15 protein-coding genes and 1 tRNA gene are annotated in these 12840 nt (G+C 64.2%); 15 read left to right on the top strand and 1 reads right to left on the bottom strand.

Annotation, left to right across the window (positions count from 1 at the left end; translation table 11 throughout):
* The first annotated feature begins 80 nt into the window (after nucleotides 1–80).
* The 14 genes from G7007_RS07240 (at nucleotide 81) to G7007_RS07175 (ending at nucleotide 10385) form a co-directional block, all read left to right on the top strand.
* Complete coding sequence (locus G7007_RS07240; RefSeq protein ID WP_181100361.1) at nucleotides 81–827, top strand: YebC/PmpR family DNA-binding transcriptional regulator; 747 nt, start codon at nucleotides 81–83, stop codon at nucleotides 825–827.
* Between the two features lie 104 nt (nucleotides 828–931).
* On the top strand, nucleotides 932–1456 hold the full coding sequence (gene ruvC / locus G7007_RS07235; RefSeq protein ID WP_181100359.1) for a crossover junction endodeoxyribonuclease RuvC: 525 nt from the start codon (nucleotides 932–934) through the stop codon (nucleotides 1454–1456).
* A gap of 108 nt (nucleotides 1457–1564) precedes the next feature.
* Complete coding sequence (gene ruvA / locus G7007_RS07230) at nucleotides 1565–2182, top strand: Holliday junction branch migration protein RuvA (RefSeq protein WP_181100357.1); 618 nt, start codon at nucleotides 1565–1567, stop codon at nucleotides 2180–2182.
* The gene (gene ruvB / locus G7007_RS07225; protein ID WP_181100355.1) at nucleotides 2179–3225 is read left to right on the top strand and encodes a Holliday junction branch migration DNA helicase RuvB; all 1047 of its coding nucleotides are present in this window, start codon (nucleotides 2179–2181) and stop codon (nucleotides 3223–3225) included. Before ruvA ends, ruvB begins: the two co-directional genes overlap by 4 nt.
* Nucleotides 3226–3350: 125 nt before the next feature.
* Nucleotides 3351–3803 carry a tol-pal system-associated acyl-CoA thioesterase gene (gene ybgC / locus G7007_RS07220; RefSeq protein ID WP_181100353.1) on the top strand — a complete coding sequence of 151 codons (453 nt, stop codon included), beginning with the start codon at nucleotides 3351–3353 and terminating at the stop codon, nucleotides 3801–3803.
* Between the two features lie 2 nt (nucleotides 3804–3805).
* Nucleotides 3806–4501, top strand: a complete 696-nt coding sequence (gene tolQ / locus G7007_RS07215; protein ID WP_181094058.1) for a protein TolQ — start codon at nucleotides 3806–3808, stop codon at nucleotides 4499–4501.
* 14 nt (nucleotides 4502–4515) lie between these two features.
* Nucleotides 4516–4968, top strand: a complete 453-nt coding sequence (tolR, locus tag G7007_RS07210) for a protein TolR (RefSeq protein WP_060392908.1) — start codon at nucleotides 4516–4518, stop codon at nucleotides 4966–4968.
* Nucleotides 4968–6074 (top strand): cell envelope integrity protein TolA, encoded by a 1107-nt coding sequence (gene tolA, locus G7007_RS07205; RefSeq protein WP_181100351.1) that lies wholly within the window; start codon nucleotides 4968–4970, stop codon nucleotides 6072–6074. Before tolR ends, tolA begins: the two co-directional genes overlap by 1 nt.
* Nucleotides 6075–6100: 26 nt before the next feature.
* Complete coding sequence (tolB, locus tag G7007_RS07200) at nucleotides 6101–7372, top strand: Tol-Pal system beta propeller repeat protein TolB (protein ID WP_219858984.1); 1272 nt, start codon at nucleotides 6101–6103, stop codon at nucleotides 7370–7372.
* A 53-nt stretch (nucleotides 7373–7425) separates the two neighbouring features.
* Entirely contained in the window at nucleotides 7426–7935 is a 510-nt protein-coding gene (gene pal / locus G7007_RS07195) for a peptidoglycan-associated lipoprotein Pal (RefSeq protein WP_060392911.1), read from the top strand.
* A gap of 6 nt (nucleotides 7936–7941) precedes the next feature.
* On the top strand, nucleotides 7942–8751 hold the full coding sequence (gene ybgF, locus G7007_RS07190) for a tol-pal system protein YbgF (protein ID WP_181100347.1): 810 nt from the start codon (nucleotides 7942–7944) through the stop codon (nucleotides 8749–8751).
* 157 nt (nucleotides 8752–8908) lie between these two features.
* Complete coding sequence (queE, locus tag G7007_RS07185; RefSeq protein ID WP_181100345.1) at nucleotides 8909–9556, top strand: 7-carboxy-7-deazaguanine synthase QueE; 648 nt, start codon at nucleotides 8909–8911, stop codon at nucleotides 9554–9556.
* Nucleotides 9557–9572: 16 nt separating this feature from the next.
* Nucleotides 9573–10247 carry a 7-cyano-7-deazaguanine synthase QueC gene (gene queC / locus G7007_RS07180; RefSeq protein WP_181100343.1) on the top strand — a complete coding sequence of 225 codons (675 nt, stop codon included), beginning with the start codon at nucleotides 9573–9575 and terminating at the stop codon, nucleotides 10245–10247.
* A gap of 62 nt (nucleotides 10248–10309) precedes the next feature.
* A tRNA-Lys gene (locus G7007_RS07175) sits at nucleotides 10310–10385 on the top strand.
* Between the two features lie 128 nt (nucleotides 10386–10513).
* On the opposite strand, the gene G7007_RS07170 is transcribed toward G7007_RS07175, so the two are convergent.
* Nucleotides 10514–11116: a biliverdin-producing heme oxygenase gene (locus tag G7007_RS07170; RefSeq protein WP_181100335.1), complete on the bottom strand. Its 603-nt coding sequence runs from the start codon at nucleotides 11114–11116 to the stop codon at nucleotides 10514–10516.
* Between the two features lie 172 nt (nucleotides 11117–11288).
* Here G7007_RS07170 and G7007_RS07165 point away from each other — a divergent pair, with 172 nt between their 5' ends.
* Nucleotides 11289–12791, top strand: a complete 1503-nt coding sequence (locus tag G7007_RS07165) for a YdgA family protein (protein ID WP_181100333.1) — start codon at nucleotides 11289–11291, stop codon at nucleotides 12789–12791.
* The last annotated feature ends 49 nt before the right edge of the window (nucleotides 12792–12840 follow it).

The raw sequence follows: 12840 nt of genomic DNA, 5'->3' as shown, positions 1-12840 counted from the left end.
TCTTGCATTGGGTCGACAGGTTTCCGGCAGCGTCCGTGGTCGGGCGCTGCCTTGTACGTTTCAAAGAATTCGGAGTCGTTATGGCCGGTCATTCCAAGTGGGCGAACATCAAGCACCGCAAAGAGCGCCAGGATGCCAAGAGAGGCAAGGTCTTCACCAAGTGGATCCGCGAACTGACCGTCGCGGCCAAGCAGGGCGGTCCTGACCCGGCGTCCAACCCGCGTCTGCGCCTGGCGCTGGACAAGGCGCTCGGCGCGAACATGAGCCGCGACATCATCGACCGTGCCGTGGCGCGGGGTGCGGGCACCAACGAAAGCGACAACGTCGAAGAGCTGACCTACGAAGGCTACGGCCCGGGCGGCGTGGCGATCATGGTCGAGGCCATGACCGACAACCGCAACCGGACGGCCGCGGCGGTGCGCCACGCGTTCACCAAGTGCGGCGGCAACCTGGGCACCGACGGGTCGGTGGCCTACCTGTTCGAGCGCAAGGGCCAGCTCAGCTTCGCCCCCGGCGTGGCCGAGGAGGCGCTGATGGAAGCGGCCATGGAGGCCGATGCCGACGACGTGGTCAGCCATGACGATGGCGCCTTCGACGTCATGACCTCGTTCAACGCCTTCTATGCCGTGCGCACCGCGCTGGAAGAGGCCGGGTTCAAGGCAGACGATGCCGAAATCATCATGCAGCCGACCACCAGTGCCGAGCTGGATCAGGAGGGCGCCGAGAAGGTGCTCAAGCTGATCGACATGCTCGAGGACCTGGACGACGTGCAGAACGTGTATTCCAACGCCCAGATTTCCGACGAGATCCTGGAACGGCTCAACTGAGTTAGACTCCAGAGGCCGGAGCTTCCACAGCGCAGCGCGCGTTTTGGAGGCTGCGGCCTTTGTCATTTCGTGGCGCCACACCGCGCCTCATGCATGCAGGCTTTATGACTCTCATCTTAGGTATCGACCCCGGGTCGCGGATCACCGGTTACGGCGTGGTCTTGCAGACCCCGCGTGGCTGCGAGTACGTGGCATCGGGCTGCATCCGCACGGGTGCCGGGGAATTGCAGGAGCGCCTGCAAATCGTCTTTCGCGGCGTGCGCGACATCATCCGCCAGCATGGCCCGGTCACCATGGGCATCGAGCGGGTGTTCATGGCGCGCAATCCCGATTCGGCGCTCAAGCTGGGCCAGGCGCGGGGTGCGGCCATCGTCGCTGCGGTCGAGGAGGGCCTGGAGGTCGCCGAATACAGCGCCACCCAGGTCAAGCAGGCCGTGGCCGGCACGGGCGGGGCCAACAAGGAACAGGTGCAGTTGATGGTGATGCACCTGCTCAAGCTCACCCAGAAGCCGCAGATCGACGCCTCCGACGCCCTGGCCATCGCCATGTGCCATGCCCATACCCGTTCCAGCCTGGTGCCGCACGGCCTGGCGACAGCCCGACGGCGCGGTGGACGCTTGCGTCTGTAACGGCTTCATGCCCTGATACATCTTTTGGCCGGGCGGCGCGTCCGCGCGGCCCATTTGCTGATAGGGTGACTCGGTCTCTGGTCGAGCGCCCGCTAAAAGGATCGAAACGTGATTGGACGTTTGCGCGGCACCCTGGCGGAAAAACAGCCGCCGCACCTGATTGTCGACATCAACGGCCTGGGCTACGAGCTGGAGGTGCCGATGACCACGCTGTACCGCCTGCCCAAGCTCGGCGAGACGGTGACCCTGCACACCCACCTGGTGGTGCGCGAGGACGCTCACCTGCTGTACGGTTTCTTCGAAAAGCGCGAGCGGGAGCTGTTCCGCGAGCTGATCCGGCTCAACGGCGTCGGCCCCAAGCTGGCCTTGGCCCTGATGTCCGGCCTGGAGGCCGACGAGCTGGTACGTTGCGTGCAGGCCCAGGACGCCTCCGTGCTGGTGCGCGTCCCGGGCGTCGGCAAGAAGACCGCCGAGCGCTTGCTGGTCGAGCTCAAGGACCGCTTCAAGGCCTGGGCCACTTCGCCGGCGATGTTCACCCTGGTGTCCGACGGGCCGTTGCCGGCGAGCACCGCGCCGAGCGCCGAGGCCGACGCCATCAGCGCGCTGGTGTCGCTGGGCTACAAACCGCAGGAAGCCAGCAAGGCCATCGCCGCCATCGACGGCAAGGCCGGCATGACCAGCGAAGAACTCATTCGTCGTAGCCTCAAGGGGATGATCGTCAAGTGATCGAAGCCGACCGACTGATCGCCGCCAGCGGGCGTGATCGCGAAGAAGTGCAGGACCGGGCCATTCGCCCGCTGCGTCTGGAGGACTATATCGGTCAGCCGGTGGTGCGCGACCAGATGGGGCTGTTCATCCAGGCGGCTCGCGGTCGCAACGAATCGCTCGACCATACGCTGATCTTCGGCCCGCCCGGGCTGGGCAAGACCACCCTGGCCAACATCATCGCCAACGAGATGGGCGTCTCGGTCAAGAGCACCTCCGGGCCGATCCTGGAACGCCCGGGCGACCTGGCCGCCATGCTGACCAACCTCGAGCCGCACGACGTGCTGTTCATCGACGAGATCCACCGGCTGTCCCCCGTGGTCGAGGAAGTGCTGTACCCGGCGATGGAGGACTTCCAGCTCGACATCATGATCGGCGAGGGCCCGGCGGCGCGGTCGATCAAGCTCGATCTGCCGCCGTTCACCCTGGTCGGGGCCACCACCCGCGCCGGCATGCTGACCAACCCCCTGCGCGATCGATTCGGGATCGTCCAGCGGCTGGAGTTCTACGGCAACCAGGACCTGGCCACCATCGTCGCCCGCTCGGCCGGCATCCTGGGGCTGGTCATCGAGGAGCAGGGCGCCTACGAGATCGCACGTCGCGCCCGCGGCACGCCGCGTATCGCCAACCGCCTGCTGCGACGCGTACGCGACTACGCCGAGGTGCGTGGCAAGGGCCAGATCACCAAGGCGGTCGCGGACATGGCGCTGAACCTGCTGGATGTCGACGAGCGTGGCTTCGACCATTCCGACCGGCGTCTGCTGCTGACCATGATCGAGAAGTTCGACGGTGGGCCGGTTGGGGTGGACAACCTGGCCGCCGCCATCAGTGAAGAGCGTCATACCATCGAGGACGTGCTGGAGCCCTACCTGATCCAGCAGGGCTACATCATGCGCACGCCCCGTGGCCGCGTCGTGACGCGGCATGCCTACCTGCACTTCGGTCTCGACATTCCAGGACGGCTCGAAGACCCTCGGACATTTTCCGAGCCGAGTGACGGATGAGTGATCGAAATCGGCTTTTTGCGGTCCTACCGCTGGCGTGGCGACAGGCCGGCCCTGCGGCGGATCGATGCGTGAAAAAACAGTTGTCCGGGCGGATTGGCAAGTCGAGGAGTAAGCACTAGAGTATGCGCGCGCAAAATGGACTGGAACCGTTCGCCCATCAGTGTCGCGTGTACTACGAGGACACCGATGCAGGCGGCGTGGTGTATTACGTCAACTACCTCAAGTTCATGGAGCGTGCACGCACCGAATGGCTTCGCCATCTGGGGTTCTCCCAGTGCGCGCTTGCCGCCTCGAACCTGCTGTTCGTCGTTCATTCCAGCCAGGCGCGCTACCACGCGCCCGCGCGGCTGGACGACGCCCTGCGGGTGACCGCCCAGGTGCTTGAGCTCAACCGTGCCAGTCTGCGCTTCGTGCAACAGGTCTGGCGCGAGGCGGATGGGCAGTTGCTCTGCGAAGGGCAAGTGCTGGTGGCCGCCGTACGTGCCGATACATTCAAACCCCGGGCCCTGCCTTCAGAACTGCGCGACGCGTTCGGGGCGGGCGGCCTGGGTACTCAATCGAACGCAGGAGATTAAGCGTGGAAGCTAACGTCGTCGACCATACCTCCATGTGGAGCCTGGTCAGTAATGCCAGCGTTGTCGTACAGCTGGTGATGCTGACCCTGGTGGCCGCATCGGTGACCTCGTGGGTCATGATCTTTCAGCGCAGCACCATGCTGCGCGCCGGTCGTCGTGCGCTGGATGCCTTCGAGGAACGCTTCTGGTCGGGCATCGACCTGTCCAAGCTGTACCGCCAGGCCGGCAGCAACCCGGACCCGGACTCGGGTGTGGAGCAGGTGTTCCGCGCAGGCTTCAAGGAATTCTCGCGCCTGCGCCAGCAGCCGGGCGTCGACCCTGACGCGGTGATGGAAGGCGTGGGCCGGGCCATGCGCGTGGCCATTTCCCGCGAGGAAGAAAAGCTCGAGCAAGGCCTGCCGTTCCTCGCCACCGTCGGCTCCACCAGCCCGTACATCGGTCTGTTCGGCACCGTGTGGGGCATCATGAACTCGTTCCGCGGCCTGGCCAGCGCCCAGCAGGCCACCCTGGCCACCGTGGCACCCGGCATCGCCGAGGCCCTGGTGGCCACCGCGATCGGCCTGTTCGCCGCGATCCCTGCCGTCATCGCCTACAACCGTTTCGCTGCGCGCAGCGAAGTGCTGATCGGCCGTTACTACACGTTCGCCGACGAGTTCCAGGCAATCCTGCACCGTAAAGTGCACACCAGCGAAGAGTGAGCAGGTAGAAGCCCATGGCCCGAGTTCGCCACAAACGCAAGCCGGTCGCCGAGATGAACGTGGTGCCCTACATCGACGTGATGCTGGTGCTGCTGGTCATCTTCATGGTGACCGCCCCCATGCTCAACCAGGGTGTGAAGGTCGACCTGCCCAAGGTGTCCAGCGAGGCCTTGCCGCAGGACAACAACGTGCAGATCCTCACCATCTCGATCAAGGCCGACAAGACCTATTACTGGAACCTCGGCAGCGAGGTCGACACCGACAAGCAGATGGACAAGGCCATGACCTTGCCGGACATGACCAGCGCCGTGACCAAGATCATCGCCGCCGGGCGCGACCAGGGCAAGCAGACCCAGGTCTTCATCCGTGGCGACAAGGCGGTCGACTACGGCGCGGTCATGGGTGCGATGGGCGGTTTGCAGCAGGCCGGTGTCGGTAACGTTGGCCTGATCACCGAGGCGCCCTGATGCAGCAGCGAGAGCCATCCGCCTCGGAGAGCTACTTCTGGCCCACGGTCTGGGCCGTCGGCCTGCACGTGCTGGTGTTCGGCCTGCTGTTCGTCAGTTTCGCCATGACGCCGGAATTGCCGCCGTCGAAACCGATCGTTCAGGCTACGCTCTATCAACTGAAGTCCAAGAGCCAGGCGACCACCCAGACCAACCAGAAGATTGCCGGAGAGGCCAAGAAGACCGCCGCGCGCCAGACCGAAGTCGAGCAGCTCGAGCAGAAGAAGATCGAGCAGCAGGCGGTGAAGGCAGCGGAACAAAAGAAAGCCGATGCCGCTCAAAAGGCCGAAGCCGCGCGCGAGGCCGCCGAGGCCAAGAAAGCCGAAGAGGCCGCCAAGACCGCCGAGGCCGCGAAAGCTGCCGAAGCCAAGAAGGCCGAAGCGGCGAAGGCTGCCGAAGCGAAGAAGGCTGAGGAGGCCAAGAAGGCCGCTGAGAAACAGCAGGCCGACATCGCCAAGAAGAAAGCCGAAGACGAGGCCAAGAAAAAGGCTGACGAAGAGGCCAAGAAGCAGGCCGAGGACGCCAAGAAAAAGGCGGCCGAAGACGCGAAGAAAAAAGCCGCCGAGGACGCCAAGAAGAAAGCGGCGGCCGAGGATGCGAAGAAGAAGGCTGCCGAGGAGGCCAAGCAGAAGGCCGCCGCGGATGCCCAGAAGAAGAAGGCTCAGGAAGCGGCGCGCAAGGCGGCCGAAGACAAGAAGGCTCAGGCGCTGGCCGAACTTCTGTCCGACAGCACCGAGCGTCAGCAGGCGCTGGCCGACGAGCGTGGCGACCAGGTGGCCGGTGATTTCGACGACCTGATCCGCATGCGCGCTTCCGAAGGCTGGGCGCGTCCACCTTCGGCACGCAAGGGCATGGCCGTGGTGCTGCAGATCAACATGCTGCCCGATGGCACCGTCACCAACGTGAGTGTGGCACGCTCCAGTGGCGATGGTCCGTTCGACAGCTCGGCAGTGGCAGCGGTGAAGAACATTGGACGCTTGACCGAGATGCAAGGGCTGAAGCCCAACGACTTCAACCCGTACCGCTCATTCAAGATGACATTTACACCTGAGGATCTCGCGTTGTGATTAAAGTGCTCAGAGGATTGCTGGTGATGGTCTGCTGTTTCGCAGGCCTGGCCCTGGCAGAAGAAAAGAACATCCTGGTCACCAGTGGCAGCGACCGGGCCACGCCCATCGCCGTGGTGCCCTTCGGCCTGCAGGGCGGCAGCGTGCTGCCCGAGGACATGGCCGACATCATCGGCAACGACCTGCGCAACTCGGGCTACTATTCGCCGATTCCGCGGCAGAACATGATCAGCCAGCCGAGCCAGGCCAGCGAAGTCATCTTCCGTGACTGGAAGGCGCTGGGCGCGCAGTACGTGATGGTCGGCAGCATCACGCCTGCCGGCGGCCGTCTGCAGGTGCAGTACGCGCTGTTCAACGTGGCCACCGAGCAGCAGGTCATGACCGGCAGCGTGTCGGGCACCACCGATCAGCTGCGCGACATGTCCCACTACATCGCCGACCAGTCGTTCGAGAAGCTCACCGGCATCAAGGGCGCGTTCTCGACGCGCCTGCTGTACGTGACCGCCGAGCGTTTCTCCACCGACAACACCCGTTACACCTTGCAGCGTTCGGACTACGATGGCGCCCGCGCCGTGACCCTGCTGCAATCACGCGAGCCGATCCTGTCGCCGCGCTTCGCGCCCGATGGCAAGCGCATCGCCTACGTGTCGTTCGAGCAGCGTCGCCCGCGCATCTTCGTCCAGCACATCGACACGGGCCGTCGTGAGCAGATCACCAACTTCGAAGGCCTCAACGGCGCGCCGGCCTGGTCGCCGGACGGCTCGCGCCTGGCCTTCGTGCTGTCCAAGGACGGCAACCCGGACATCTACGTGATGAACATGGGGTCCCGTCAGATCAGCCGCGTCACCGCCGGCCCCGGCATCAACACCGAGCCGTTCTGGGGCAAGGATGGCAACACGCTGTACTTCACCTCGGACCGTGGCGGCAAGCCGCAGATCTACAAGACCGGTGTGAATGGCGGAGGTGCCGAGCGTGTCACTTTCGTGGGCAACTACAACGCCAACCCGAAACTCTCGGCCGATGAAAAGACGTTGGTGATGATTCATCGCCAGCAGGGGTTCACCAACTTCAAAGTGGCCGCGCAAGACTTGCAACGGGGAAGTGTAAAGATTCTCTCCGACACCAGTCTTGATGAATCGCCTACTGTTGCACCCAACGGCACCATGCTAATCTACGCCACCCGCCAGCAGGGCCGGGGAGTCTTGATGCTCGTCTCTCTCAACGGACGCGTGAGGCTCCCGCTTCCTACCGCGCAAGGCGAAGTCAGAGAACCGTCCTGGTCCCCCTACCTGAACTGATTGCGGCGTAATAACTTTGCTTAACACACTGGGGTTTCATTAGGAGTTTCACGATGGAAATGCTGAAGTTTGGTAAATTCGCTGCGCTGGCTCTGGCCATGGCTGTGGCTGTAGGTTGCTCCTCCAAGGGCGGTGACAATGCAGGTGAAGGTTCGGGCGCGGTAGACCCTAACGCCGGTTACAGCTCCGGTTCCAACAGCGGTGCCGTCGATGGCAGCCTGAGCGAAGAAGCTGCTCTGCGCGCGATCACCACCTTCTACTTCGAATACGACAGCTCCGACCTGAAGCCAGAAGCCATGCGCGCTCTGGACGTTCACGCCAAGGACCTGAAAGCCAACGGCAACCGTGTCGTACTGGAAGGCAACACCGACGAGCGCGGTACCCGTGAGTACAACATGGCGCTGGGCGAGCGTCGTGCCAAGGCCGTTCAGCGTTACCTGGTGCTGCAGGGCGTTTCCCCTGCTCAGCTGGAACTGGTTTCCTACGGCGAAGAGCGTCCAGTAGCGACCGGTAACGACGAGCAGTCCTGGGCTCAGAACCGTCGCGTCGAACTGCGTAAGTAATTCGTCATGCGCATGGGCCGTCGTGTTGTAACCGTCCTCGCTCTCAGCCTGCCGCTTGCGGCCTGGGCTGCGGTTCCCGTCATCAATGACAGTGGCGGCAGTGGTGGCTCCAGCAGCTATCCGCCGGCAGGTTACGGCACGAACGGCGCCTATGCCGGAGGTGGGGTTTCGACCCCGCCTTCGGCACAGGGTCAACTGTTCATGCAATTGCAGCAAATGCAGGACCAGATTTCACGGCAACAGGGCATCATCGAAGAGCTGCAGAACGATGTGGCGCGCATGAAACAGGAAGGCCTGGAACGTTACCAGGACCTGGATCGTCGCCTCAGCAGCGCTCCGGCCCCCACTGCAACACCCGAGAATTCCGCTGGCAGCAGTGCTGCTGGCACCACCGCTTCGAACGCGGCAGCGCCTGCCGCAGGTAGCAGTGAACCCGGTGATCCGGCCAAGGAAAAGCTGTATTACGACGCTGCCTTCGACCTGATCAAGGCCAAGGATTTCGAAAAGGCCAGCCAGGCGTTCAATGCGTTCCTGCGCAAGTACCCCAACAGTCAGTACGCTGGCAATGCCCAGTACTGGTTGGGTGAAGTGAACCTGGCCAAGGGCGATCTGCCCAGTGCCAGCCAGGCCTTCGCCAAGGTCAGCCAAGCCTATCCCAAGCACAGCAAGGTGCCCGATTCGCTGTACAAGCTGGCTGATGTGGAGCGTCGCATGGGGCATACCGACAAGGTCAAGGGCATCCTCCAGCAGGTGATCAGCCAGTACCCCGGTACGTCGGCCGCGCAACTCGCGCAGCGTGACCTGCAAAAGCTCTGATCCACGCCGTTCGTGAGAAACCCGCGCCTGTCGCGGGTTTTTCCGTTAGAATTCCCACCCTTTTTTACCCACGCTGTCGCGGATAACGCCTTGTCGAGTCCGCGCCAGTGCCTGACGGAGGCGGTCAGCCTGTTCAGCTGGCCAGCCCATGGCGATCATGCAAGACACATTACGCATTACCGAAGTGTTCTATTCACTCCAGGGTGAAACCAGAACGGCCGGCCTGCCGACCGTTTTCGTCCGCCTCACCGGCTGCCCGCTGCGCTGTCAGTACTGCGACAGCGCCTACGCCTTCACCGGCGGCACGCAGCGTACCCTCGACGACCTTCTGGAGCAGGTCGCCGGTTTCCGCCCGCGCTACGTCTGCGTCACCGGTGGCGAGCCATTGGCCCAGCCCAATGCGTTGCCGTTGATGCAGCGCCTGTGCGACGCCGGTTACGAGGTCTCCGTGGAGACCAGCGGTGCGCTGGACATCTCGCAGGTGGACCCGCGCGTCAGCCGTGTCGTCGACCTGAAGACGCCAGGCTCGCTGGAAGCCCATCGCAACCGCTACGAGAACATCGAGCACCTGACCCGCAACGACCAGGTCAAGTTCGTCATCTGCTCACGCGAGGACTATGACTGGGCAGTGTCTCGGCTGATCCAGCACGACCTGGCGCAACGTGCTGGCGAGGTGCTGTTCTCGCCCAGCCATGGCCAGGTCAGCGCCACCGACCTGGCGGACTGGATCGTCGCCGACAACCTTCCGGTTCGTTTCCAGTTGCAGCTGCACAAGCTGTTGTGGAACGACGAGCCTGGCCGCTGACCCAAGAGGACATCCCATGACAGAAAAACGCGCAGTCATCCTGCTGTCCGGCGGGCTCGATTCGGCGACCGTGGTGGCCATGGCCCAGGCCCAAGGGTACCGCTGCTACACCATGAGCTTCGATTACGGCCAGCGCCATCGTGCCGAGTTGCAGGCCGCCGCCCGGGTCGCACGCGATCTGGGCGTCGTCGAGCACAAGGTGATCGGCCTGAACCTCGATGGCATCGGCGGTTCTGCCCTGACCGACAGCGCCATCGACGTGCCGGAAACGCCTGGGGAGGGCATTCCCGTCACCTACGTACCGGCGCGCAACACCGTGTTCCTGTCCCTGGCGCTCGGCTGGGCCGAGGTGCTCGAGGCGCAGGACATCTTCATCGGCGTCAACGCCGTGGACTACTCCGGCTACCCCGATTGCCGGCCCGAGTTCGTCGAGGCCTTCGAGCGCTTGGCCAACCTGGCGACCAAGGCCGGTGTCGAGGGGCAGGGCTTCCGCATCCAGGCGCCGTTGCAGAACATGAGCAAGGCGCAGATCGTCCAGGCGGGCCTGGCACGCGGCGTCGACTATAGCCTGACCGTGTCGTGCTACCAGGCCGACGCCGACGGGCGTGCCTGCGGCAAGTGCGACAGCTGCCGTCTGCGGGCCGATGGCTTCAGGAATGCCGGCGTGGCTGACCCGACCCGCTACTTCTGAAAAAAATGTGCGTACAGGTGTTGATTTCCCGTTAGAAATCAGTATTATACGCGCCATCCAGCGGGTCGTTAGCTCAGTTGGTAGAGCAGTTGGCTTTTAACCAATTGGTCGTAGGTTCGAATCCTACACGACCCACCATATGCAGTACGAAAAAGCCCGCGTCCAGTCTTGGAGGCGGGCTTTTTCCGTTTCGGACCTACCTTCCTGCTCGGCGCCGTCCGCATCGCCCGGCGCCTCACCGCCAAGGCGACACACGGCCCCAGGGTTCAGGCCGTGGCGGCCTCCAGCTCGAACACGTCACGCACATGCCGACGGTAACTGTCGAAGGCCGCGATGGCGCCCTCGATGGCGTGCGCCTCCTGAGCGTCGCTCAAGGTCAGTCCATCCAGGGCGGCGACGAAGTCACGCCAGTGCAGCGCACGCCCGTCCGGGTGAGGGGCCAGGTGCCGGGCGCCCCGCTCGGCGTCCAGGCCCAGCCGTTGCGTCTGTTTGAACAGGAACGCCGCGCCCAGATTGGAGCCTTCGCTGCAGTACAGCCAGCCCAGCGCCTGGGCGACGGTGGCATCCACCGGCTCGGGTGCTGGCGGTACCGCCACATCCAGGTCACGAAGGTCCTGCTGCACGGCGTCGAAGCGCGAGAGCAGGGCCAGGCCAGGCAAGCGACGGTTGAGGGAAGGGTCGCTGTACAACACCTGCAGACTGCCATGAAAACGGTGTTGCACGGTCAGGAAGCGCACATAGCGCTCGCGATCGTCGAATGGCCGTACCGACATTACCAGGTGGTCGACGGTCTCATGCTCGCTGCTGCTGGCCGCCTTGAGGCGCTTGCAGCGTCCTGGGGTCGACGGGGAGGGAGCGGGTGCATTCATGAAAAGCCTGTCGTCTCGAAGTAGAGCGTCATGATGCAGCCAGGCCCGTGCTGGCACAATACTGCCCTGGCCCAACCGCCGATTGGCAGGGCAGCGCAAGGTGGTATCCTTGGGCACCCCGTGCGCGGCCTAGGCGCCGCGCGTTCCCCAAGGACAGCAATCGGTTCATTTCATGAAGAAATCAGTAGGTATTCTTTCCGGCCTGGCCGTCGCCATTGCCGTGGCCACCGTGGCAGGTGCCTGGTACACCGGCGAGCGGCTTCCCGCCGAGCTGCAGCGCGCAGTGGAGCAGGGCAACCACGAGCTGAGCAAGGCCGCGGTCGGTACCGGCGGCGCCGTGACGCTCGAACTGGCCTCACTGGAGCGTCACTGGTTCAGCAGTGTCGCCCACTACCGGCTGATCGCTCGCAACGTCAGTCTGGGCGCCGAGCCGCTGAACCTGGACGTCGGCATCGTCGATCGCATCGAGCACGGCCCATTCCCCTGGTCGCGGGTCAAGCGCCTGCAATTGCTACCGGTGATGGCCGCCAGCAACAGCGAGCTGGAGCGGTCCGAGCAGACGCAGCCCTGGTTCGACGCCGCGGGCGGCAAGACGCCCCTAAAGGCTCATACCGCGCTGGGTTATGCCGGCGGCGTGAACACCGCGCTGGAGGTGTTGCCGGTCAAGTTCACCGGTGACGACGGCAGCGTCGTGGACTTCTCCGGCCTGACGCTGTCGGTCGATGGCGATCGCGAAGGCAGCAAGGCCAAGATCCATGGGGACGCCCAGCGGTTGCAGATGACCGTGGTCGTGCCCGAGCAGTTGCCCGTGAAGTTCCAGCTCGACGGCATGAAGCTCGGTGGCGAGCTGGAACGCAAGAACAAGGCCGACTTCTTCTTCGGCCACATCGACATGAGCGTGGACGAAATGCGCATGGTCTTCGGGCCTGAGCAGAAGACGCTGCTGTTCAAGGGGGTCGAGCAGAACAACGTCTACACCGCCGAGGGTGAAGAGCACCTGGGCGGCAGTGTGGAATACAAGACTGCCGAGATCAGCTACGACGGCCGTGCGCTGGGCAGCGCCGCCATGGTCATGAGCTTCAAGTCGCTGGACGTGCCGGCGCTGCAGTCGCTGACCGAGTGGTACCAGCAGTTCCTGCCCGAGATGCAGCAGGCCGCGGCCGAAGGGCGCCAGTTCGTGCCGACCCTGTCGCCCGAGGACAAGCCCAAGGTGCATGCCGACCTGCACAAGGCCTTGTCGGCCAAGCCGCAGATCGCCCTGGAGCAGTTGTCGTTCAAGACCGCGCGAGGTGAAAGCCGCCTGGTGCTCAAGACCGAGCTGAACGATCCGGCCTCCTTCGACGTGCCCAGCGATCAGCTGGCTCGCGAGATCGTCGGCACGGTGCACGGCAAGCTGGTGCTGTCCAAGCCGATGATCGCCGACCTGGTGGCGTTCCAGGGCCTGCTCGAAGGTCAGGCCGATCCGCAGACCATCGCCCTGCAGTCCAACCAGGCTGGTGAGATGGTCGGCGTCATGGCCGTGCAGAGTGGTCTGGCGACCGCCCAGGGCGACGACGTGCTGGCCAGCTTCGACTACGCCGATGGCGCGGTCGAGTTCAACGGCCAGAAGATGACCGTCGAGCAGTTCGCCGCCTTCCTGCAGGCCCGTCTGGGCATGCTGGCGCCACGCGGCTAAGCCACGCGCCAATCCCCGGGTGGCGCCCGTCACCTGGGGGTTTCCTCGT

The organism is Pseudomonas entomophila, from assembly GCF_013523125.1.
GTDB lineage: Bacteria > Pseudomonadota > Gammaproteobacteria > Pseudomonadales > Pseudomonadaceae > Aquipseudomonas > Aquipseudomonas entomophila_B.
The sequence above is the reverse complement of the archived record's forward strand: the minus strand, read 5'-3'. Positions and strand labels throughout refer to the sequence as shown.